The sequence below is a fragment of the Pseudomonas sp. NFACC10-1 genome, assembly GCF_900119195.1.
Classification (GTDB): domain Bacteria; phylum Pseudomonadota; class Gammaproteobacteria; order Pseudomonadales; family Pseudomonadaceae; genus Aquipseudomonas; species Aquipseudomonas cerasi.
In genome coordinates, this window is sequence record NZ_FPJB01000003.1 from 569,948 (window position 1) to 591,798 (window position 21,851).

A 21,851-nucleotide genomic window follows, 5' to 3' on the forward strand; every position below is an offset into this window, starting at 1 on the left:
ATATCAAGCGTGCTCAGTCGATAAACTGCCTCCTTGATGTAGAGGGGTGCTGCGCAGTCGCGACGCACTCCTAATCTTTACTACAGGCTTCCCCTCGAAATGATGGACATCAAAGAAATTCGCGAATACCTGCCTCATCGTTACCCGTTCCTGCTGGTGGATCGCGTGACCGAGCTGGATATCGAGAACAAGAACATTCGCGCCTACAAGAATGTCAGCGTCAATGAGCCTTTCTTCAACGGTCACTTTCCCGAGCATCCCATCATGCCCGGCGTGCTGATCATCGAAGCGATGGCGCAAGCTGCCGGTATTCTTGCGTTCAAGATGCTCGATTCCAAGCCTTCGGACGGCACGCTCTATTATTTCGTGGGCTCGGACAAACTGCGTTTCCGTCAGCCGGTCCTGCCGGGCGACCAACTGGTTCTCGAGGCGAAGTTCCTGAGCAGCAAACGTCAGATCTGGAAGTTCGAATGCAAGGCTACCGTTGATGGCAAGGCAGTCTGCTCTGCCGAAATCATCTGTGCGGAACGCAAACTATGAGTTTGATTGACCCTCGCGCAATCATCGATCCGACGGCCGTTCTGGCCGACAATGTTGAGGTCGGCCCTTGGTCGATCATCGGACCCGGTGTGGAAATTGGCGAGGGTACAGTTGTCGGTCCTCACGTTGTCCTCAAGGGGCCAACCAGAATCGGCAAGCACAACCGTATCTACCAGTTTTCATCGGTGGGTGAAGACACGCCTGATCTGAAATACAAGGGCGAGGAAACCCGCCTTGTCATCGGCGATCACAACGTGATCCGCGAAGGCGTGACCATTCACCGCGGGACCGTTCAGGACCGTGCCGAAACCACGCTGGGCGATCACAACCTGATCATGGCCTATGCCCATATCGGGCACGACAGCGTGATCGGCAACCACGTGATTCTGGTCAACAACACCGCCCTGGCAGGCCATGTTCATGTGGATGACTGGGCTATCCTGTCGGGCTTTACTCTGGTCCATCAGTTCTGCCATATCGGTGCGCACAGCTTCTCCGGCATGGGCACTGCGATCGGCAAGGATGTACCTGCGTTCGTCACGGTGTTTGGCAATCCGGCCGAGGCGCGCAGCATGAACTTCGAGGGCATGCGCCGTCGGGGTTTCTCCGAAGAAGCCATTCATGCGCTGCGCAGAGCCTACAAGACGGTTTATCGTCAGGGTCTGACCATCGGCCAGGCGCTGGCCGATCTGGCAGAGCCTGCGGCGCAGTTTCCTGAAGTGGCCATATTTCTTCAGTCCATTCAGACGTCGACTCGCGGCATCATTCGCTAATCATGACCAGTCCGCTCTGTATCGCTCTGGTCGCGGGTGAAGCATCCGGCGATATCCTCGGATCCGGTTTGATGCGTGCCCTCAAGGTGCGCCATCCCGATATCCGCTTCATTGGTGTCGGTGGTCCGTTGATGGAAGCCGAAGGCATGCAGTCCTTCTTCCCGATGGAACGCCTGTCGGTGATGGGGCTGGTTGAAGTGCTCGGGCGACTGCGCGAGCTGCTGGCCCGGCGCAAGCTGCTGGTCCAGACCCTGATCACTGAAAAGCCGGACGTCTTCATCGGCATCGACGCCCCTGATTTCACGCTCAATATCGAACTTCAGCTGCGTCGCGCCGGCATCAAGACCGTGCACTACGTCAGCCCCTCAGTCTGGGCCTGGCGCCAGAAGCGTGTACTGAAGATTCGTGAAGGCTGTGATCTGATGCTGACCCTGTTGCCGTTCGAGGCGCGTTTCTACGAAGAGCAGGGCGTACCGGTGCGCTTCGTCGGGCATCCGCTGGCAGACACCATCCCCCTGGAGTCCGATCGTGCAGGTGCTCGCGCTGGCCTGGGATTCGCGCAGGATACGCCGGTTGTGGCATTGATGCCGGGCAGCCGGGGCGGTGAAGTGGGGCGTCTGGGCGCATTGTTTTTCGACACGGCCGAACTGTTGCTTGCCCGGCGCCCGGGCCTGCGCCTCGTACTGCCGTGCGCCAGCCCGCAGCGGCGGGCTCAGGTGGAACAGTTGCTGCAGGGTCGTGATTTGCCCGTCACGCTGCTCGACGGCCAGTCGCACGTTGCTCTGGCCGCCTGCGATGCGGTACTGATCGCCTCCGGCACGGCGACCCTGGAAGCGCTGCTTTACAAGCGTCCTATGGTGGTTGCCTACCGCCTGGCGCCGCTGACCTTCTGGATACTCAAGCGAATGGTCAAGAGCCCTTATGTGTCGCTGCCGAACCTGCTGGCCCAGCGTCTGCTGGTGCCTGAACTGCTGCAGGACGACGCTACGCCAGAAGCCCTGGCGCGTACGCTGCTGCCATTGATCGAAGACGGTCGCGAGCAAACCGCCGGTTTTGACGCTATTCACCGGGTTCTGCGCCGCGATGCGTCCAATCAGGCCGCCGATGCGGTATTGAGCCTGCTCGGACGGTCGCCTTCACTGTGAGGTCGCCCATGATGCAAACAGGTCTGGATTTTACCCTCGTCGAGGACCTGGTGGCGGGTGTCGATGAAGTGGGTCGCGGTCCGCTGTGCGGTGCAGTGGTAACCGCCGCCGTCATTCTCGATCCGGCCAGGCCCATTCGCGGTCTCAATGACTCGAAGAAACTGACCGAAGCCAGGCGCGAAAAGCTCTACGTCGAAATTCAGGAGAAAGCCCTGTGCTGGTTCATCGCCAGGGCTGAAGTCGAAGAGATCGACCAGTTGAATATCCTGCACGCCACGATGCTGGCCATGCAGCGCGCCGTCGAAGGGTTGAGTATCACGCCCAGACTGGCGCTTATCGACGGCAACCGCTGCCCGCAGTTGTCGGTGCCTTCGGCGCCGGTGGTAAAGGGTGACTCCAAGGTACCCGCCATCGCCGCCGCATCGATTCTCGCCAAGGTAAGCCGGGACCGGGAAATGGCGGCGTTTGAACTCATCTATCCGGGTTATGGCATCGGTGGGCACAAGGGTTATCCTACGCCGGTGCATCTGGAAGCACTGGCCCGGCTTGGGCCTACGCCCATTCATCGGCGTTCCTTCGCTCCGGTGCGTGCAGCCCATGAAGCGCGCGCCACGCTAATGCTCGGCGGCTCGCTTCCGTTGTCAGCCGGTTTGCTGCAGGACTGACGTTTCACTCCGGGCCAGCTACAATCCTGCCCTTCGTTTTTTGTATTTTCGCGTTTTATAGGATCACCATGCCGGCTTCTTTCGTTCATCTACGCCTGCACACCGAATATTCTCTGGTTGACGGTCTGGTCCGGGTCAAACCGTTGATCAAGGCGCTGACCGGCATGAACATGCCCGCCGTGGCGGTGACCGACCAGAACAACATGTGTTCGCTGGTCAAGTTCTACAAGGCCGCCCAGGGCTCCGGCATCAAGCCGATCTGTGGCGTCGACCTATGGCTGGCAGGCAGGGACGAAGATGCCGCGCTCAGCCGCATCAGCCTGCTGGCCATGAATGCCCAGGGCTACCGCAACCTGACCGAGCTGATTTCCCGAGGCTTTATCGAAGGCCAGCGCAACGGTCAGATCGTCATTCAGCGCCAGTGGGTCGCGCAGGCCAGCGAAGGCGTGATTGCGCTTTCCGCGGCCAAGGAAGGCGAGATCGGCATGGCCTTGCTCGGCGGCAATCCGGGGGAGGCCGACGAACTGTTGCGCGAGTGGCTGGAAGTCTTTCCTGACCGCTTCTACATCGAAGTGCAGCGTACCAACCGCGCCAATGACGAAGAACACCTGCACGCTGCGGTGGCCCTGGCCGAGCGTCACGGCGCGCCGTTGGTGGCGACCAATGATGTGCGCTTCATCAAACAGGCCGATTTCGAAGCCCACGAAACCCGCGTATGCATCGGTGAAGGCCGTGCGCTGGACGACCCGCGTCGCTCGCACAATTACAGCGATCAGCAATACCTGAAAAGCCCGGAAGAAATGGCCGAGCTGTTCAGCGACCTGCCGGAAGCGCTGGAAAACACCGTCGAGATTGCCAAGCGCTGCAACATCGACGTCAAGCTGGGCACGCACTTCCTGCCCAACTTCCCGATTCCCGATGGCATGACCATCGATGAGTATTTCCGCAAGGTCTCCTTCGACGGTCTCGAAGAGCGTCTTGCAGTCCTGCTGCCCAAGGACACGACCGAAGATTACGAAGCCAGGCGTCAGGTGTATGTCGATCGGCTGAATTTCGAGCTGGATATCATTATCCAGATGGGCTTCCCCGGTTACTTCCTGATCGTGATGGACTTCATCCAGTGGGCCAAGAGCAACGGCGTACCGGTGGGGCCGGGTCGTGGTTCGGGGGCCGGATCGCTGGTTGCCTATGTGCAGAAGATCACCGACCTCGACCCGCTGGAATACGACCTGCTGTTCGAACGCTTCCTGAACCCGGAGCGGGTCTCCATGCCCGACTTCGACGTCGACTTCTGCATGGATGGTCGTGACCGGGTGATCGAGTATGTGGCCGAGAAGTACGGTCGCAACGCGGTGAGCCAGATCATCACCTTCGGTTCCATGGCCGCCAAGGCGGTGGTGCGTGACGTGGCGCGGGTGCAGGGCAAGTCTTACGGGCTGGCGGATCGTCTGTCGAAGATGATCCCGTTCGAAGTCGGCATGACCCTCGAAAAAGCCTACGAGCAGGAAGAGATTCTTCGCGATTTCCTCAAGGTGGATGAGGAAGCTGCGGAAATCTGGGAGATGGCGCTAAAGCTCGAAGGCATTGTGCGTAACGTCGGTAAGCACGCCGGTGGTGTGGTGATTGCCCCGACCAAGCTGACCGACTTCTCGCCGATCTATTGCGACGAGGCCGGTGACGGTCTGGTGACCCAGTTCGACAAGGACGATGTCGAGGCTGCGGGGCTGGTGAAGTTCGACTTCCTCGGTCTGCGTACCCTGACCATCATCGACTGGGCGCTCAAGACCATCAACCGCGACCGCGCCAAGGTCAACGAAGAACCGCTGGACATCGCGTTCATCCCGCTCGACGACATGCCGACCTATCAGTTGCTGCAGCGCGCCGAGACCACGGCGGTGTTCCAGCTCGAGTCGCGCGGCATGAAAGAGCTGATCAAAAAGCTCAAGCCTGACTGTCTGGAAGACTTGATCGCACTGGTGGCGTTGTTCCGCCCCGGCCCGCTGCAATCGGGCATGGTGGACGACTTCATCAACCGTAAGCACGGTCGCGCCGAGCTGTCCTATCCGCACGTCGATTACCAGTACGAAGGCCTCAAGCCGGTACTGGCACCGACCTACGGCATTATCCTGTATCAGGAACAGGTGATGCAGATCGCTCAGGTCATGGCCGGTTACACCCTTGGCGGTGCGGACATGCTGCGTCGCGCAATGGGCAAGAAAAAGCCCGAGGAAATGGCCAAGCAGCGCGGTGGTTTCATCGATGGCTGCAAGACCAATAACATCGACCCGGACCTGGCCGGTAACATCTTCGACCTGGTGGAAAAATTCGCCGGTTACGGTTTCAACAAGTCCCACTCTGCGGCCTACGGGCTGGTGTCGTACCAGACTGCCTGGTTGAAGACTCACTACCCGGCGCCGTTCATGGCGGCGGTGTTGTCGGCGGATATGCACAACACCGACAAGGTCGTGACCTTGATCGAAGAAGTGCGCACGATGAAGCTGCGCCTCGACGCGCCGGACGTGAACACCTCGGAGTTCAAGTTCACGGTGAGTGACGATGGCCGCATTCTTTATGGCCTTGGCGCGATCAAGGGCGTAGGCGAGGGGCCGGTCGAGGCGATTACCGATGCGCGCCAGAACGGGCCGTTCAAGGACTTGTTCGACTTCTGCGCCCGCGTCGACCTCAAGCGCGTCAACAAGCGAACGCTGGATGGCCTGATTCGCAGCGGTGCGCTGGATCGTCTCGGGCCGTACTTCGAACTCGAGCCCAAGGCTTATCAGGCCAATATCGATCGTAACCGTTCGGTATTGCTTGCGGCGCTGGAAGAGGCCATTCAGGCTGCCGAGCAGACAGCGCGCAGTCGCGACAGTGGTCACTCGGACCTGTTCGGCGGCCTGTTCGTCGAAGCGGACGCCGATGTTTATGCGAATCATCGCAAGACCCGTGAGCTGAGCCTCAAGGATCGTCTGCGTGGTGAAAAGGAAACCCTGGGGCTGTACCTGACCGGGCACCCGATCGATGAATATGAAGGCGAGATCCGCCGTTTCGCCCGGCAACGGATCATTGATCTCAAGCCCGCAAGAGACACCCAGACGGTCGCAGGCCTGATCATTGCCCTGCGCGTCATGAAGAACAAGAAGGGCGACAAGATGGGGTTCATTACCCTGGACGATCGCTCGGCGCGCATCGAGGCGTCGCTGTTTGCCGAAGCGTTTCATTCGGCTCAGTCACTGTTGCAGACCGATGCTATGGTGGTGGTCGAGGGCGAAGTCAGTAATGATGACTTCTCCGGTGGGCTGCGCCTGCGGGCCAAGCGTGTCATGAGTATCGAGGATGCCCGCACCAATCTGGCCGAGAGTCTGCGTGTGACGGTGCGTGCCGAAGCGCTCAAGGGCGACCGGCTGCGCTGGCTGGGCGATCTGTGCAAGCGCCATCGCGGTGCCTGTCCGATCACGGTGGACTACACGGGGCAGGACGCCCGCGCATTGCTGCAATTGGGAGAAGCATGGCGGATTGATCCTGCGGACAGCTTGATTCAAGCTCTGCGTGACCAGTTCGGACGTGAGAACGTCTTTCTCCAGTATCGTTGAACGTCGCAGGCTCGACTTGCGCTCAACCCTGAATTTTAATTTCGACCTGAACGCGCCGGTTCCGAACAGGAACGGCGCAGACGGATCAACCGGCCGGCCTCTTGGCCGTCGACCCAAGACGGATGCCTATGAACCCGAATTTTCTTGATTTCGAACAGCCTATCGCTGACTTGCAGGCCAAAATCGAAGAACTGCGCTTGGTGGGTAATGACAACTCGCTGAACATCGGCGACGAGATCTCCCGGCTGCAAGACAAGAGCAAGACGCTCACCGAAAGCATCTTCGGCAACCTGACCAGCTGGCAGATCGCGCGCATGGCGCGCCATCCGCGTCGTCCCTACACGCTGGACTACATCGAAAACATCTTTACCGAGTTCGATGAGCTGCACGGTGATCGTCATTTCTCCGATGATGCGGCGATCGTCGGCGGTATTGCACGTCTCGACAACCAGCCAGTCATGGTTATCGGTCATCAGAAAGGCCGGGAAGTGCGCGAGAAGGTTCGTCGCAACTTCGGCATGCCGCGCCCCGAAGGCTATCGCAAGGCCTGCCGCCTGATGGAAATGGCCGAGCGCTTCAAGATGCCGATCCTGACCTTTATCGATACGCCGGGCGCTTATCCTGGTATCGACGCGGAAGAGCGCAACCAGAGCGAGGCAATTGCCTGGAACCTGCGTGTGATGGCCCGTCTCAAGACCCCGATCATCGCTACTGTTATCGGTGAAGGTGGTTCCGGTGGTGCGCTGGCGATTGGCGTATGCGACCAGTTGAACATGCTGCAGTATTCGACCTACGCGGTAATCTCTCCGGAAGGCTGCGCGTCGATTCTGTGGAAAACCGCCGAGAAGGCACCGGATGCTGCCGAAGCCATGGGTATCACCGCTGACCGCCTGAAAGGCCTGGGTATCGTCGACAAGGTCATCGCCGAACCACTGGGTGGCGCGCATCGTGATCCGGTCGCCGCCGCTGCCTTGATTCGCGAAGAGTTGAGCAGTCAGCTGGCGATGCTCAAGGAGTTCGATAACGATGAGCTGCTGGCCCGCCGTTATGACCGCTTGATGAGCTACGGTCTGTAAGCTGCGTCGCCCGATTGCTTCCACGTCTTGCGGGCTTCTGCCCGGAAGGCGTGGGAGCGAACCTGTTCGCGAAAGGACTGGCTTGAGCACTGAAGCGTTTAGTGTGCGAACCCGCCAGACCGGTGAAAAACATCCATGACCACTCCATCACGCGCCGGTCATGATCTTTCTGTCAGGCTTCTTCAAGTTCTGGCCCCCTGGCGCAATTCGCCTGTCTGGCATGTCGGTTTCTCCGGCGGCCTCGACTCAACCGTGCTTTTGCATCTTCTGGCTGAACTCGCCGACCGCGAAACCCTGCCTGCGCTCAACGCAATCCATGTGCACCACGGTCTGCAGACCGCTGCCGATGCCTGGCCAGAGCATTGTCAGCAGGTCTGCAAGGCGCTCGGCGTTGCATTCGAGTCTGTTCGCGTTCAGGTCGAGCCCGCTGCAAGTCTCGAGCAGGCTGCCCGTCAGGCGCGTTACGGCGCCTTCACTGAGCGGCTGGGTGAGGGCGAGGTGCTGCTGACGGGGCAGCATCGCGATGATCAGGCCGAGACCCTGCTGTTCCGTCTGCTGCGCGGCGCAGGCGTTCGTGGTCTGGCTGCCATGCCCTATCAGCGAGTGCTGGGCCGTGGGCATCTACTGAGGCCGCTGCTGGATGTATCGCGTATGCAGCTGGAAGATTACGCGCGTCGACATGGACTGAACTGGATCGAAGATGCCAGCAATGACGATCAGCAGTTTTCGCGCAATTTTCTGCGCAATCAGGTACTGCCGTTGCTGACCTCCAGATGGCCGCAGGCAGCCGCCAGTCTGGCACGTACCGCACACCACCTCGGCGAAGCGCAGCAATTGCTCGATGAGCTTGCGCTGCAGGATATTGCCAATGCTCAGGCTGCTACGTCGTTTAGCTGGGTTGGCCTGCCGGTGTTGAGTCTCGGGCCGATTGCCGCTTTGTCCGCAGCCCGGCAGCGCAATGCAGTGCGTCATTGGCTTGCGCCACTGACGCGTCTGCCGGACACCGATCACTGGGCTGGCTGGGAGGCGTTGCGCGATGCGGCGCAGGACGCGGGTCCGCTGTGGCGGCTCGCCGATGGAACGTTGCACAGGGCGCAGGGCTGCATCTGGTGGGTGCCGGCTGCCTGGGAGCGGCTCTGTCATCAGGCAATGGACTGGACGGACCCTGGTGTGGCGCTGGACTTGCCCGGCAATGGCCGCGTGGTTCTGGAGGGCGAGGCGCCGTCGGGGTGTCTGCAAGTCCGCTATCGGCAGGGCGGTGAGGTGTTACGCCTGGACGGGCGTGGCAGACGTGATCTCAAGCGCCTGCTCAACGAACAGTCAGTGCCGGCGTTTCTGCGCGGCAGATTGCCGCTGCTCTACCTCGATAACGTGCTGCTGGCCGTCGCCAACCTGCCTGGACTGGACGGTTCGCCCAATGAAAACTGGCGTTTGCGCTGGGTTGCGCCGACCGGCGACCAAAGTTTGAGCTGAAAGGCCCTTTCAGGTAGACTACGCTCCCTTCTTGATACAGCTTCTGTCGGTTCTTTTGAAACGACATGAGTTGCCGGTTACCAACCAGTATTTACTGGGTAATTCTTAAAATGTAGCGCACACCACACTGGCTTCGGCCGGTCGGTTTCAACGCAGCAGTTTCGGGAGTGCACCGTGAATTTTGTCGGTAATCGGGGGCTTCGGCCTTCCTTCGCTATCCCCGGCGGCTCTGACCGCTTTAACGCAGACTTCTAGGGTTTTTCATGACGCGCTACATCTTCGTCACGGGCGGTGTTGTTTCTTCATTGGGGAAAGGCATTGCCTCGGCTTCATTGGCGGCCATCCTGGAGGCGCGGGGACTCAAGGTCACCATGCTCAAACTGGATCCCTACATCAACGTGGACCCAGGCACCATGAGCCCGTTCCAGCACGGTGAGGTGTTCGTCACTCACGACGGCGCCGAGACCGACCTGGACCTTGGTCACTACGAGCGGTTCATCCGCACCACCATGACCCAGAACAACAACTTCACCACCGGCCGTGTGTACGAGCACGTCCTGCGCAAAGAGCGCCGTGGTGATTACCTGGGCGCGACCATTCAGGTCATCCCGCACATCACCGATGAAATCAAGCGCCGTATCATCAAGGGTGCAGGCGATGCTGATGTGGCGCTGGTCGAGATCGGCGGTACCGTAGGCGACATCGAGTCCCAACCGTTCCTTGAAGCCATCCGCCAGTTGCGTTTCGAAGTCGGCGCACGCCGCGCAATGCTGATGCACCTGACGCTGGTGCCGTACATCGCTACTGCCGGCGAGACCAAGACCAAGCCGACCCAGCATTCGGTGAAGGAACTGCGCTCCATCGGCCTGCAGCCTGATGTGCTGGTCTGCCGCTCCGATCACCCGATCGACGTTTCCTCGCGTCGCAAGATCGCTCAGTTCACCAACGTCGAAGAGCGTGCGGTCATCGCCCTCGAAGACGCGGACACCATCTACAAGATCCCGGGCATTCTGCATTCGCAAGGCCTGGACGATTTTGTAGTCGAGCGCTTCGGTCTGCAATGTGGTGGTGCCGACCTGTCCGAATGGGACAAGGTCGTCGACGCCAAGCTCAACCCGGAACACGAAGTGACCATCGCGATGGTCGGCAAGTACATGGAGCTGCTCGACGCCTACAAGTCGTTGATCGAAGCCATGAGCCACGCCGGTATCACCAATCGCACCAAGGTCAACCTGCGCTACATCGACTCTGAAGACATTGAAAACCAGGGCACCGGCCTGCTGGAAGGCGTGGACGCGATCCTGGTTCCGGGTGGCTTCGGTCTGCGCGGCGTCGAAGGCAAGATCACTGCCGTTCAGTTCGCCCGTGAGAACAAGGTTCCGTACCTCGGCATCTGCCTGGGCATGCAGGTCGCGGTCATCGAGTTCGCGCGTAACGTGCTGGGCTGGAAAGACGCCAACTCCACCGAGTTCGACCGTACCAGCGCACACGCTGTAGTGGGTCTGATCACCGAATGGGAAGACGCCACCGGTGCAGTCGAAACCCGTACCGAAAGCTCCGATCTGGGCGGCACCATGCGTCTGGGCGCGCAAGAGTGCCAGCTTGAAGCCGGTTCGCTGGTCCACGATTGCTACACCAAGGACGTGATCGTCGAACGTCATCGTCATCGCTATGAAGTGAACAACAATCTGTTGCCGCAACTGATCGAGGCGGGCCTGAAGATCTCCGGCCGCTCGGGCGATGGCGCACTGGTTGAAGTGGTCGAAGCACCGGATCATCCATGGTTCGTCGCTTGCCAGTTCCACCCGGAATTCACCTCAACGCCCCGTGACGGTCATCCGCTGTTCAGCGGCTTCGTCAAGGCGGCATTGGCTCAACATCAGAAAAATTCCTGACAGGGACTGCAGACATGGCTCAGAAAATCATCCGCGTAGGTTCGATCGAGATCGCCAACGACAAGCCAATGGTGCTGTTCGGCGGCATGAACGTACTCGAATCCCGGGATATGGCCATGCAGGTCTGTGAAGAATACGTAAAGGTCACCGAAAAGCTCGGTATCCCTTACGTGTTCAAGGCCAGCTTCGACAAGGCCAACCGCTCTTCGGTGAACTCCTACCGTGGGCCGGGCCTTGAAGAAGGCATGCGTATTTTCGAAGAGATCAAGCGCACCTTCAACGTGCCGCTGATCACCGATGTTCACGAGCCTCATCAGGCCGCCGTGGTGGCCGAAGTCTGCGACATCATTCAACTGCCGGCTTTCCTGTCGCGGCAGACCGATCTGGTCGTCGCGATGGCGAAAACCGGTGCAGTCATCAACATCAAGAAAGCCCAGTTCCTTGCACCCCAGGAAATGAAACACATCCTGACCAAGTGCGAAGAGGCGGGGAACGATCAGTTGATTCTCTGTGAGCGGGGCTCCAGCTTCGGTTACAACAATCTGGTCGTGGACATGCTTGGCTTTGGCATCATGAAGCAGTTCGAGTACCCGATCCTGTTCGACGTGACCCATGCCCTGCAGATGCCGGGCGGTCGTTCCGATTCTGCGGGCGGGCGCCGCGCCCAGGTGCTGGATCTTGCCAAGGCCGGTATCAGTCAGAATCTGGCCGGTCTGTTCCTTGAAGCCCATCCGGATCCTGACAACGCCAAATGCGACGGGCCATGTGCCCTGCGTCTGGACAAGCTCGAGCCGTTTCTGGCCCAACTCAAGTCCCTGGATGAACTTGTAAAGAGTTTTCCGATCGTAGAGACCGCTTGAACAGGGTTCTCCGGTAAAGTGCCGTTCCCCGTCATCCGTGACGGGGTTGTCGCATTCAGACCTGCCTTTTCCTGCGTCTGATTGCGAGCATTGTTTTCCCAGCTGCGTCGTTTTCGTCAATCTTGGAGTGTTTACAACAATGGCAAAAATCGTCGACATCAAAGGTCGTGAAGTTCTCGACTCCCGTGGCAATCCCACCGTGGAAGCAGATGTGCTCCTCGATAACGGCATCATCGGCAGCGCCTGCGCGCCGTCCGGTGCTTCAACCGGCTCGCGCGAAGCGCTGGAGCTGCGTGATGGCGACAAGAGCCGTTACATGGGCAAGGGCGTTCTGAAAGCTGTGGCCAACATCAATGGCCCTATCCGTGACCTGCTTCTGGGCAAGGATCCGGTCGACCAGAAGGCGCTGGATCACGCGATGATCGAGCTGGACGGCACCGAAAACAAGGCAAGCCTGGGCGCAAACGCCATCCTCGCGGTCTCCCTGGCAGCTGCCAAGGCGGCGGCACAGGATCAGGACCTGCCGCTGTACGCGCATATCGCCAACCTCAATGGCACCCCGGGTGTGTACTCCATGCCGGTGCCGATGATGAACATCATCAACGGTGGCGAGCATGCCGATAACAACATCGACATCCAGGAATTCATGATCCAGCCTGTCGGCGCCAAGTCCTTCGCTGAAGGCCTGCGCTGGGGCACCGAGATTTTCCATCACCTCAAGGCGGTCCTCAAGGCGCGTGGCCTGAACACCGCAGTGGGTGACGAAGGTGGCTTCGCGCCTAACCTGGCATCCAACAAGGAAGCGCTCGACGCTATCGCCGAGGCTGTTGCCAATGCGGGTTATACGCTGGGCACCGACGTGACCCTGGCGCTGGACTGCGCAGCGAGCGAGTTCTACAAGAACGGCAAGTACAAACTGAGCGAAGAGGGCGAATACAGCTCTGCCGAGTTCGCCGAATACCTTGCCGAGCTGACTCGCAAGCACCCGATCATTTCCATCGAAGACGGTCTGGACGAGTCCGACTGGGATGGCTGGAAAATCCTCACCGACAAGATCGGCGAGAAAACCCAGCTGGTGGGTGACGACCTGTTCGTGACCAACACCAAGATCCTCAAGGAAGGCATCGACAAGAAGATCGCCAACTCGATCCTGATCAAGTTCAACCAGATCGGCACGCTGACCGAAACCCTGGAAGCCATTCAGATGGCCAAGGCTGCCGGTTACACGGCGATCATCTCTCACCGTTCCGGCGAGACCGAAGATTCGACCATTGCCGACCTGGCTGTGGGCACCTCTGCCGGTCAGATCAAAACCGGTTCGCTGTGCCGCTCCGACCGCGTGTCCAAGTACAACCAATTGCTGCGCATCGAGGAGCAATTGGGCTCCAAGGCTGTGTATCGTGGTCGTGCCGAGTTTCGCGGCTGAGCCATAGATGGTAAAAAGACGCAGAGTGCTGCACGGATTCGAGTCCCCTGACTTGCCCGTGCAGCTCCGATGCTGACGCTCCGCGGTAATCTGGAGTGATTGAGCCTGGCTTATGTCAGGCTCAATGCCCTCAGTCGTTTGTTGTTCACGTTGGCTCTGCTGTCTTTTTTACTGGGTACCTGATATTTCAATGCGCAGTCCTAACTGGTTGTTCCTCGTCCTGCTCCTGTTGCTGGCTGGCTTGCAGTACCGCCTTTGGGTCGGTAACGGAAGCCTTGCGCAAGTGGCCAGCCTGACTCAGCAGATTGCCGACCAGCATGCTGAAAATCAGGTGCTGCTGGAGCGCAACCGCGTGCTTGATGCCGAGGTCATGGAATTGAAAAAAGGTCTGGAAACCGTCGAAGAGCGTGCCCGACATGAATTGGGCATGGTCAAGGACGGCGAAACCCTTTACCAGCTCGCGCAATAATCAAGTTGGTGCGATGAAAGACTTTCTTCCTGCCTTCTGGGCAGTGATACCTGCAGCGGGCATTGGTGCTCGCATGGCAGCCGACCGTCCCAAGCAGTACCTGCCACTGGGCGGCCTGACAATTCTGGAACACAGCCTGCTTTGCTTTCTCGATCATCCCCGGCTCAAGGGGTTGGTGATCAGTCTGGCTGTGGACGACCCTTACTGGGCTGCATTGCCCTGCGCGCATGACACTCGCATTCAGCGCGTGGACGGCGGCAGCGAGCGCTCAGGCTCGGTACTCAATGCGCTGCTGCACCTGCATGCGCAGGGCGCCAGTGACAATGACTGGGTGCTGGTTCATGACGCTGCGCGTCCGAACCTGGCGCGCAGCGATCTGGACAATCTGCTCGGCGAACTGGCCGATGACCCTGTCGGCGGCCTGCTGGCCGTGCCGGCCCGCGACACGCTCAAACGTGCCGACAGCAGCGGTCGCGTGCTGGAAACAGTGGATCGCAGCCTGATCTGGCAAGCCTTCACGCCGCAGATGTTTCGTCTTGGTGCCCTGCATCGCGCCCTGGCGGACAGCCTGGTCTCTAACGTCAGCATCACCGATGAGGCATCGGCCATCGAGTGGGCGGGGCAGTCGCCACGCCTGATCGAGGGACGTTCCGACAACATCAAGGTCACGCGTCCCGAAGACCTGGAGTGGCTGCGCCAGCGCCGCAGCAAGTTCGGGCGCCAGGTTTCCGCTACTGGCGATACTCATCCCTCATCGCCAACCCCTCCTTAAGATAATCCACCAGCTTGCGCACCTTGGGTGACAGGTGCCTTTGCTGCGGATAGAGCGCCCATACTGCAGTGTTAGGCGGTTGATGCGCCTCCAGCAATGAAACCAGCGTGCCGTCGTTGAGATGTTTCTGCACGTAGTAATCCGGCAACTGACACAAACCGACTCCGTGCAGCGCGGCATCCAGCACGGCCTGGCCGCTGTTACAGCGCCAGTTGCCTTGTACACGCTGGGAAAACTCACGCCCGTTCTGCTGAAGCTGCCAGGTATCGCTGCCTCCTATCAGGCAATTATGGCGATTCAGTTCCGAAAGGCTGTGCGGTCTGCCGTAACGCTCGATGTAGGACGGCGAAGCGCACAGGTACATCTGCCGTGGCGCGAGGCGGGTCGCGACCAGACGCGAGTCCTGTAACCGGCCAAGCCGAATCGCCAGGTCCATGCCTTCATGAACCAGGTCCAGCGTGTCGTTGCTCAGCTCGATATCGACCCGCAGGTGCGGGTAAACGTCCATGAAACGCGTGACCAGCGGCGTGATGAAGCGCTCGCCATAGGCCACCGCGCAGGTCATGCGCAACAAACCCTTCGGTTCGCTGGCCAGATCGCCCACGGCGCGCAGAGCTTCTTCGCGGCCGTCCTGCAGGCGCTGGCAGTGGTGCAGAAAGGTTTGCCCGGCTTCCGTCAGCGCGACCTTGCGTGTGCTGCGGTAGAGCAGACGGGTCTGCAGGCGCTCTTCAAGACGAACGATTTGACGGCTCACATGCGACGAGGAGACCCCGAGCCGCTGAGCCGCCGCTGTGAACTGCCCACATTCTGCAACGGCAACGAACTCATCCAGACCTTCCCAGCGATTGGTGTACATCGATTATCCCTGTACAGCATTAATGTTTTGCTTTTAGCCGCATTACTCGTCAATTGGCACTGTACTACACTGCAATCCTTGTTTTTACCCGTCGGAGAAGATTGATGATCAAGTCGCGCGCTGCTGTCGCTTTTGAAGCCAAAAAGCCATTGGAGATCGTTGAAGTCGATGTCGCCATGCCCAAGGCGGGAGAAGTGCTGCTCAGAGTAGTAGCCTCCGGCGTCTGCCACACCGATGCCTACACCCTGTCCGGGGCTGACCCTGAAGGGATTTTCCCGTCGATCCTCGGTCACGAAGGCGGTGCGATTGTCGAAGCGGTGGGAGAGGGCGTGACCTCGGTGATGGTCGGCGACCACGTGATTCCGCTGTACACCCCGGAATGCCGTCAGTGCAAGTTCTGCCGCTCGGGCAAGACCAACCTGTGTCAGGCGATTCGTGCCACTCAGGGTAAGGGCCTGATGCCGGATGGCACCACGCGCTTTTCCTACAAGGGCGAGCCGATTTTCCACTACATGGGCACATCGACCTTCTCCGAGTACACCGTACTGCCGGAAATCTCGGTGGCCAAAATCGACAAGCAGGCACCGCTGGAAAAGGTCTGCCTGCTGGGTTGCGGTGTCACCACCGGTATCGGTGCGGTGCTCAACACCGCCAAGGTCAAGCCTGGCGATACCGTGGCCATCTTCGGCCTGGGCGGTATTGGCCTTTCGGCATTGATCGGTGCGGTCAAAGCCAAGGCAGCTCGAATCATTGCCATCGACATCAACCCGGCCAAGTTCGAAATCGCCAAACAGCTGGGCGCGACTGATTGCGTCAACCCGAAGGATTTCGACCGTCCGATCCAGGAAGTCATTGTCGACATGACCGATGGCGGCGTCGACTTCTCGTTTGAGTGCATCGGTAATGTGCAACTGATGCGTGCAGCGCTGGAATCCTGCCACAAGGGCTGGGGCGAGTCGGTCATCATCGGCGTGGCCGGTGCCGGTCAGGAAATCGCTACTCGTCCGTTCCAGCTGGTGACCGGGCGCGTCTGGCGCGGTTCGGCATTTGGTGGCGTGCGTGGTCGTACCGAATTGCCAAGCTACGTGGACATGGCGCAGACCGGTGAAATCCCGCTGGATACGTTCATCACCCACACCATGGGCCTGGAAGACATCAACAAGGCATTCGACCTGATGCATGAAGGCAAAAGCATCCGCACGGTCATTCATTTTTAAGGAGCAGCGGCAGGCGCTCGGCTTCAAGCAGCAAGCAGGATGCTCTGGTCCATGCCTGCAGCCTGAGGCTTGACGCCTGCAACTGGAGGAAACCCTATGCCTTTGGAAAATATTTCCTGCCAAAAGAGTTTCGGCGGCTGGCACAAGCGCTACAAGCATCATTCTCAAGTGCTCGGTTGCGACATGGTGTTTGCCGTCTACCTGCCGCCACAGGCGGAGCAGGGCGGCAAGCTGCCGGTGTTGTACTGGCTGTCCGGCCTGACCTGCACGGATGAGAACTTCATGCAGAAAGCAGCGGCCCATCGACTGGCGGCCGAGCTGGGCATCATCATCGTGGCGCCTGATACCAGTCCGCGCGGTGCCGACGTGGCAGATGACCCTGACGGCGCCTGGGACTTCGGTCAGGGCGCGGGCTTCTACCTTAACGCTATCGAGCAGCCTTACGCGCGGCATTACCAAATGCATGATTACGTGGTCAAGGAACTGCCGGCGTTGATCGAGGGGCATTTCCCGGCGTCGCAGGTGCGCAGTATCAGCGGCCACTCGATGGGCGGTCACGGCGCGCTGGTCTGCGCATTGCGCAATCCTGGCCGCTATCGCTCGGTGTCGGCGTTTTCGCCGATCAGTAATCCGATCGATTGCCCCTGGGGGCAAAAGGCATTCTCCCGTTATCTGGGCGAAGACCGTTCTCGCTGGCGCGAGTGGGATGCCAGCGTGCTGATTGCGCAGGCGTCCGAAAAGCTGCCGACCCTGGTCGATCAGGGCGATCGTGATGATTTTCTGGTCAACCAGCTCAAACCCGAGGTGCTGGTTCAGGCGGCCAAGGCTGCGGATTACCCGCTGACCCTGCGCATGCAGCCAGGTTACGACCACAGCTATTTCTTCATCGCCAGCTTCATCGAAGACCATCTCAGGCATCACGCTGCAGCCTTGAACAGCTAACGCGCGCCAAAGCAGGTAGAATCACGCCCTGACTTTTTTCAGGGCGTTTTTTTTATGCGTATTGGCCATGGCTATGATGTGCACCGTTTCGCTGAAGGCGACTTCATTACCTTGGGCGGCGTGCGGATTGCACACGGGTTCGGCCTGCTGGCCCATTCCGATGGCGATGTCCTGCTGCATGCCTTGAGCGACGCGCTTCTGGGCGCCGCAGCGCTGGGCGATATCGGCAAGCACTTTCCTGACACCGACCCGCGGTTCAAGGGCGCCGACAGCCGCGTGCTGCTGCGTCATGTCCTCACGCTGATCCATGGCAAAGGCTGGAAGGTCGGTAATGTCGACGCGACCATCGTCGCTCAGGCACCGAAAATGGCACCGCACATCGATGCCATGCGTGCATTGATCGCCGAAGACCTTCATGTTGAGCTGGATCAGGTCAACGTCAAGGCCACAACGACCGAAAAGCTTGGCTTTACCGGGCGTGAAGAAGGCATCGCGGTGCATGCCGTTGCGTTGTTGCTGCGCGCATGAATGAACTTGAACTGCTGGGCCCGCGAGCTTACGGCGATGCACTGGGGCGTGCAGTGCTCAAGGCGACTGCCGAAGACTTTCAGGTCGATGAAGTGCTGGACATTCCGCTTTCCGGGGATGGCGAGCACTTGTGGCTATGGGTCGAGAAACGCGGCCTGAACACGGAAGAGGCGGCGCGCCGGCTGGCCCGGGCTGCGGGCGTTCAGTTGCGCACAGTCAGCTACGCCGGTCTCAAGGATCGCCAGGCATTGACCCGTCAGTGGTTCAGTATTCAACTGCCGGGCAAGGCCGATCCTGATCTGTCTGCTGCGCAGGACGACACGCTGAAGATTCTCAAAAGCGGTCGTCACAAACGCAAGCTGCAACGTGGCGCCCATGCGGCCAATGGCTTCACCCTGCGTCTGACTCAGCTGGATGCAGATCAGGGCGCGTTGAATCAGCGCCTTGAAACCATTGCCCGGCAGGGCATCCCCAATTATTTCGGCACGCAGCGTTTTGGCTATCAGGGCGGAAATCTTGGCGAGGCACGCGATTACGCCGCCCGCAAGGCGCTGCCTGAGCAGCGCGCCGTGCGTTCGCGACTGTTGTCCACGGCGCGCAGTTACCTGTTCAACCGGGTGTTGGCCGCCCGGGTTGCCGATGGCAGCTGGCAGAAGGCTCAGGTCGGGGATTTGCTTGCGTTCACCGACAGTCGCAGTTTTTTCCCGGCCGGATTGGATGAATGCAGCGATCCTCGTCTGGCGATCCTCGATCTGCACCCCACCGGTCCTCAGTGGGGTGAAGGCCCTTCGCCAGCTGGCGGTGCGACGGCAGCGCTGGAAAATACCGTTGCCGATGACGAATCCGTGTTGCGTGACTGGCTGGTCAGAGCGGGCATGGAGCACGAACGTCGCATCCTGCGACTGCCCATTGGGCGGCTGACGTGGCATTATCCCGAGTCTGACATTCTGCAACTGGAATTCGTCCTTCCGCCCGGATGCTTTGCGACCGTCTTGGTACGCGAACTCATCGATCTGGTGCCGGTTGGGCAGACGGACAGCTCATGCGTATTCTGATATCAAATGATGACGGGGTGAATGCGCCCGGTCTTGTCGCGCTCCATGCGGCGTTGGCGAACTACGCCGACTGCGTGGTGATTGCGCCTGATCAGGACAAAAGTGGTGCCAGCAGTTCTCTGACACTCGACCGGCCCTTGCATCCGCACACCCTGGAAAACGGCTTCATCAGTGTCAACGGTACGCCCACCGATTGTGTGCATCTGGGCATTCACGGGCTACTGGAGCGGCAACCGGACATGGTGGTTTCAGGCATTAACCTGGGGGCTAATCTGGGCGACGATGTACTGTATTCCGGAACGGTCGCCGCAGCGCTTGAAGGGCGTTTTCTGCAGCGCCCGTCGTTTGCCTTTTCGTTTCTGTCACGTCAGCCGGATAATCTGGCGACGGCGGCGCATTACGCGCGCTTGCTGGTCGAGGCCCATGAGCAACTCGACCTGCCACCCCGCACGGTATTGAACGTGAATATTCCCAACCTGCCGCTCGAGCACATCCGCGGCATTCAACTGACCCGATTGGGGCATCGTGCCCGCGCTGCGGCGCCGATCAAGGTCGTCGACCCGCGTGGCCGCGCTGGCTACTGGATCGCTGCTGCCGGTGATGTCGAGGACGGCGGCGCCGGGACCGACTTTCATGCGGTCGTACAAGGCTATGTATCGATCACGCCGTTGCAGCTGGATAGAACCTATCAGGACGGATTCAGCAGCCTGAACACCTGGCTGGAGGGACTTCGTTGATGTCACGCGAGCAGGATGATTTATTGCGTCGAGGGATCGGAATGACATCGCAGCGTACCCGCGAGCGTCTGATTCAGCGCCTCTGTGAAGAGGGCATTTCCAACCAGCGGGTACTGGACGTCATTCGCAAGACGCCACGGCATCTGTTTGTCGATGAAGCGCTGGCGCATCGCGCCTACGAAGACACCGCATTGCCCATCGGTCACAACCAGACCATTTCCCAGCCTTACATGGTCGCGCGGATGAGCGAGCTGCTGTTGGCAGCCGGGCCGCTGGACAAGGTCATGGAGATCGGTACGGGGTCAGGCTATCAGACTGCTGTGCTGGCGCAGCTGGTAGAACGAGTGTTCTCGGTCGAGCGCATCAAGGTGCTTCAGGATCGCGCCAAGGAACGTCTGGTCGAGCTCAATCTGCGCAACGTGGTGTTCCGCTGGGGTGACGGCTGGGAAGGCTGGCCAGCCCTGGCGCCCTATAACGGCATCATCGTCACGGCGGTGGCAACCGATGTACCGCAGGCATTGCTCGATCAGCTGGCACCGGGAGGCCGTCTGGTCATTCCCGTGGGCTCGGGGGAGGTTCAGCAGTTGATGCTGATCATCCGTGAGGAACACGGTTTTTCCCGGCACGTGCTGGGGGCTGTGCGCTTCGTGCCATTGCTCAATGGACCCATCGCTTGAAGATTGTCTGCGGTAAACAATGAATTCTGGCGTCAGTCATCTGTCTACAGCGCGCGGCCCGGAATGTTGAATGGCCTGATGGCATCATTTCCATGCAGCTGATTGATACTTAACAGCGTTTTTCAGCGGATATCACTGGCTGCCCGTCGCTATTACGGCACAATAGGCATCTTTTTTGAATTCAGTCACCAGTAAAGGGAGTGGCGGGTGAGTCTCACAGTCATTCAGCAGCTCAGGTCTTCAAGAAGTTATCAGCGTCTGGTGATTGGCATTGCTCTCAGTGTCCTTTTGGTCGGCTGCTCCAGCTCGCCCTCAGGCGGCGTTCGCGTCGTTGATCGCAACGGCAATGCCGTAGCCCAGCGTCCGACGGTGACCACTGGCCAATACGTGGTCAGGCGCGGTGACACACTTTTTTCCATTGCATTTCGTTACGGCTGGGACTGGAAGGCGCTGGCTGCCCGTAACCAGATCCCGGAGCCGTTTACCATCAAGCCTGGTCAGACAATTCGCTTTGACGGACGCTCCTCTTCAACACCGAGCGTGGTTTCAACGTCGGGCGCCGGGCGTCCAGTGACGTCCACGTCAACCACTACCAGCAGTTCCGGATCCGTCAAAACCACGGTTATGTCCAAACCTGTTGCGGTTGTACCTGTGGTTATACCTCCCTCGGCGACCACCGGGACAGGCCCGGCCGGCAAGTCCCCGACAGGTTGGACCTGGCCTTCGAGTGGCATTTTGATAGGAAAATTTTCCTCAAACGGCAGTTTGAATAAAGGAATTGATATCGCTGGTGATTTGGGACAGCCTGTTTTGGCAGCGTCTGATGGTTCAGTTGTTTACGCCGGAAGTGGATTACGGGGCTACGGCGAATTGATCATCATCAAACACAGCGATACCTACGTCAGTGCCTACGGTCATAACCGCAGGCTTTTGGTACGGGAAGGACAACAGGTCAAGGCAGGGCAGACGATTGCCGAAATGGGGTCAACAGGAACTGACCGGGTGAAACTGCATTTTGAGATTCGCCGCCAAGGGAAACCTGTAGATCCGTTAGGATTCTTGCCACGTCGTTGATAGTTGCCAGCCTGTTCCAGGCGTAATAGGAACAGGCTCAAGCGTTGCCATGGAACCAGGCGATGCTGGAGCTTGAGGTCG

The 21,851-nt window shown here is 59.5% G+C and carries 20 protein-coding genes; 19 read left to right on the forward strand and 1 reads right to left on the reverse strand.

Going from position 1 to position 21,851, the window contains the following annotated elements; genetic code table 11:
- Window positions 1-99: 99 nt before the first annotated feature.
- The 12 genes from fabZ to ispD all read left to right on the forward strand — a co-directional run bounded on the left by fabZ (window position 100) and on the right by ispD (window position 14,684).
- Window positions 100-540 (forward strand): 3-hydroxyacyl-ACP dehydratase FabZ, encoded by a 441-nt coding sequence (fabZ, locus tag BT119_RS11270; protein ID WP_002554719.1) that lies wholly within the window; start codon window positions 100-102, stop codon window positions 538-540.
- Window positions 537-1,313, forward strand: a complete 777-nt coding sequence (lpxA, locus tag BT119_RS11275; protein ID WP_003364836.1) for an acyl-ACP--UDP-N-acetylglucosamine O-acyltransferase — start codon at window positions 537-539, stop codon at window positions 1,311-1,313. The genes fabZ and lpxA overlap by 4 nt, the downstream gene beginning before the upstream one ends.
- A gap of 2 nt (window positions 1,314-1,315) precedes the next feature.
- Entirely contained in the window at window positions 1,316-2,458 is a 1,143-nt protein-coding gene (gene lpxB, locus BT119_RS11280) for a lipid-A-disaccharide synthase (RefSeq protein WP_072365689.1), read from the forward strand.
- An 11-nt stretch (window positions 2,459-2,469) separates the two neighbouring features.
- Window positions 2,470-3,123, forward strand: coding sequence for a ribonuclease HII (gene rnhB / locus BT119_RS11285; RefSeq protein WP_003433370.1), 654 nt, complete (start codon window positions 2,470-2,472; stop codon window positions 3,121-3,123).
- A gap of 68 nt (window positions 3,124-3,191) precedes the next feature.
- Window positions 3,192-6,713 (forward strand): DNA polymerase III subunit alpha, encoded by a 3,522-nt coding sequence (gene dnaE, locus BT119_RS11290; RefSeq protein ID WP_003433366.1) that lies wholly within the window; start codon window positions 3,192-3,194, stop codon window positions 6,711-6,713.
- A 128-nt stretch (window positions 6,714-6,841) separates the two neighbouring features.
- Window positions 6,842-7,789 carry an acetyl-CoA carboxylase carboxyl transferase subunit alpha gene (gene accA / locus BT119_RS11295; protein ID WP_003364825.1) on the forward strand — a complete coding sequence of 316 codons (948 nt, stop codon included), beginning with the start codon at window positions 6,842-6,844 and terminating at the stop codon, window positions 7,787-7,789.
- Between the two features lie 135 nt (window positions 7,790-7,924).
- Entirely contained in the window at window positions 7,925-9,262 is a 1,338-nt protein-coding gene (gene tilS / locus BT119_RS11300) for a tRNA lysidine(34) synthetase TilS (protein ID WP_072365695.1), read from the forward strand.
- Window positions 9,263-9,525: 263 nt separating this feature from the next.
- Window positions 9,526-11,157 carry a CTP synthase gene (locus tag BT119_RS11305; protein ID WP_003364819.1) on the forward strand — a complete coding sequence of 544 codons (1,632 nt, stop codon included), beginning with the start codon at window positions 9,526-9,528 and terminating at the stop codon, window positions 11,155-11,157.
- 14 nt (window positions 11,158-11,171) lie between these two features.
- Window positions 11,172-12,017: a 3-deoxy-8-phosphooctulonate synthase gene (kdsA, locus tag BT119_RS11310; protein WP_003314314.1), complete on the forward strand. Its 846-nt coding sequence runs from the start codon at window positions 11,172-11,174 to the stop codon at window positions 12,015-12,017.
- A 139-nt stretch (window positions 12,018-12,156) separates the two neighbouring features.
- Entirely contained in the window at window positions 12,157-13,443 is a 1,287-nt protein-coding gene (eno, locus tag BT119_RS11315) for a phosphopyruvate hydratase (RefSeq protein WP_003339565.1), read from the forward strand.
- A gap of 190 nt (window positions 13,444-13,633) precedes the next feature.
- Window positions 13,634-13,912 (forward strand): cell division protein FtsB, encoded by a 279-nt coding sequence (ftsB, locus tag BT119_RS11320; RefSeq protein WP_003314315.1) that lies wholly within the window; start codon window positions 13,634-13,636, stop codon window positions 13,910-13,912.
- Window positions 13,913-13,925: 13 nt separating this feature from the next.
- On the forward strand, window positions 13,926-14,684 hold the full coding sequence (ispD, locus tag BT119_RS11325; protein ID WP_003433358.1) for a 2-C-methyl-D-erythritol 4-phosphate cytidylyltransferase: 759 nt from the start codon (window positions 13,926-13,928) through the stop codon (window positions 14,682-14,684).
- Here ispD and BT119_RS11330 read toward each other — a convergent pair.
- Window positions 14,644-15,540, reverse strand: coding sequence for a LysR family transcriptional regulator (locus tag BT119_RS11330; RefSeq protein ID WP_003433355.1), 897 nt, complete (start codon window positions 15,538-15,540; stop codon window positions 14,644-14,646). The two genes, ispD and BT119_RS11330, sit on opposite strands and share 41 nt — an antisense overlap.
- 104 nt (window positions 15,541-15,644) lie before the next feature.
- Here BT119_RS11330 and BT119_RS11335 point away from each other — a divergent pair, with 104 nt between their 5' ends.
- From BT119_RS11335 to BT119_RS11365, 7 genes are all read left to right on the forward strand, one after another.
- A complete protein-coding gene (locus BT119_RS11335; RefSeq protein WP_003391047.1) occupies window positions 15,645-16,757 on the forward strand; it encodes an S-(hydroxymethyl)glutathione dehydrogenase/class III alcohol dehydrogenase in 1,113 nt (370 codons plus the stop codon).
- Between the two features lie 96 nt (window positions 16,758-16,853).
- Window positions 16,854-17,699: an S-formylglutathione hydrolase gene (fghA, locus tag BT119_RS11340; protein ID WP_058398125.1), complete on the forward strand. Its 846-nt coding sequence runs from the start codon at window positions 16,854-16,856 to the stop codon at window positions 17,697-17,699.
- Between the two features lie 54 nt (window positions 17,700-17,753).
- Window positions 17,754-18,227, forward strand: a complete 474-nt coding sequence (gene ispF / locus BT119_RS11345; RefSeq protein WP_058398124.1) for a 2-C-methyl-D-erythritol 2,4-cyclodiphosphate synthase — start codon at window positions 17,754-17,756, stop codon at window positions 18,225-18,227.
- Window positions 18,224-19,282 (forward strand): tRNA pseudouridine(13) synthase TruD, encoded by a 1,059-nt coding sequence (truD, locus tag BT119_RS11350; protein WP_003433352.1) that lies wholly within the window; start codon window positions 18,224-18,226, stop codon window positions 19,280-19,282. Before ispF ends, truD begins: the two co-directional genes overlap by 4 nt.
- On the forward strand, window positions 19,270-20,019 hold the full coding sequence (gene surE / locus BT119_RS11355; protein WP_003364800.1) for a 5'/3'-nucleotidase SurE: 750 nt from the start codon (window positions 19,270-19,272) through the stop codon (window positions 20,017-20,019). The genes truD and surE overlap by 13 nt, the downstream gene beginning before the upstream one ends.
- Window positions 20,020-20,060: 41 nt before the next feature.
- Entirely contained in the window at window positions 20,061-20,696 is a 636-nt protein-coding gene (locus BT119_RS11360) for a protein-L-isoaspartate(D-aspartate) O-methyltransferase (RefSeq protein WP_003364797.1), read from the forward strand.
- A gap of 207 nt (window positions 20,697-20,903) precedes the next feature.
- The gene (locus BT119_RS11365; RefSeq protein WP_003364795.1) at window positions 20,904-21,770 is read left to right on the forward strand and encodes a peptidoglycan DD-metalloendopeptidase family protein; all 867 of its coding nucleotides are present in this window, start codon (window positions 20,904-20,906) and stop codon (window positions 21,768-21,770) included.
- Window positions 21,771-21,851 lie beyond the last annotated feature (81 nt).

Coding starts and splice junctions, on each gene's coding strand:
- fabZ (WP_002554719.1), top strand. CDS start 100: ATGATGGACATCAAAGAAATTCGCGAATACCTGCCTCATCGTTACCCG.
- lpxA (WP_003364836.1), top strand. CDS start 537: ATGAGTTTGATTGACCCTCGCGCAATCATCGATCCGACGGCCGTTCTG.
- lpxB (WP_072365689.1), top strand. CDS start 1,316: ATGACCAGTCCGCTCTGTATCGCTCTGGTCGCGGGTGAAGCATCCGGC.
- rnhB (WP_003433370.1), top strand. CDS start 2,470: ATGCAAACAGGTCTGGATTTTACCCTCGTCGAGGACCTGGTGGCGGGT.
- dnaE (WP_003433366.1), top strand. CDS start 3,192: ATGCCGGCTTCTTTCGTTCATCTACGCCTGCACACCGAATATTCTCTG.
- accA (WP_003364825.1), top strand. CDS start 6,842: ATGAACCCGAATTTTCTTGATTTCGAACAGCCTATCGCTGACTTGCAG.
- tilS (WP_072365695.1), top strand. CDS start 7,925: ATGACCACTCCATCACGCGCCGGTCATGATCTTTCTGTCAGGCTTCTT.
- BT119_RS11305 (WP_003364819.1), top strand. CDS start 9,526: ATGACGCGCTACATCTTCGTCACGGGCGGTGTTGTTTCTTCATTGGGG.
- kdsA (WP_003314314.1), top strand. CDS start 11,172: ATGGCTCAGAAAATCATCCGCGTAGGTTCGATCGAGATCGCCAACGAC.
- eno (WP_003339565.1), top strand. CDS start 12,157: ATGGCAAAAATCGTCGACATCAAAGGTCGTGAAGTTCTCGACTCCCGT.
- ftsB (WP_003314315.1), top strand. CDS start 13,634: ATGCGCAGTCCTAACTGGTTGTTCCTCGTCCTGCTCCTGTTGCTGGCT.
- ispD (WP_003433358.1), top strand. CDS start 13,926: ATGAAAGACTTTCTTCCTGCCTTCTGGGCAGTGATACCTGCAGCGGGC.
- BT119_RS11330 (WP_003433355.1), bottom strand. CDS start 15,540: ATGTACACCAATCGCTGGGAAGGTCTGGATGAGTTCGTTGCCGTTGCA.
- BT119_RS11335 (WP_003391047.1), top strand. CDS start 15,645: ATGATCAAGTCGCGCGCTGCTGTCGCTTTTGAAGCCAAAAAGCCATTG.
- fghA (WP_058398125.1), top strand. CDS start 16,854: ATGCCTTTGGAAAATATTTCCTGCCAAAAGAGTTTCGGCGGCTGGCAC.
- ispF (WP_058398124.1), top strand. CDS start 17,754: ATGCGTATTGGCCATGGCTATGATGTGCACCGTTTCGCTGAAGGCGAC.
- truD (WP_003433352.1), top strand. CDS start 18,224: ATGAATGAACTTGAACTGCTGGGCCCGCGAGCTTACGGCGATGCACTG.
- surE (WP_003364800.1), top strand. CDS start 19,270: ATGCGTATTCTGATATCAAATGATGACGGGGTGAATGCGCCCGGTCTT.
- BT119_RS11360 (WP_003364797.1), top strand. CDS start 20,061: ATGACATCGCAGCGTACCCGCGAGCGTCTGATTCAGCGCCTCTGTGAA.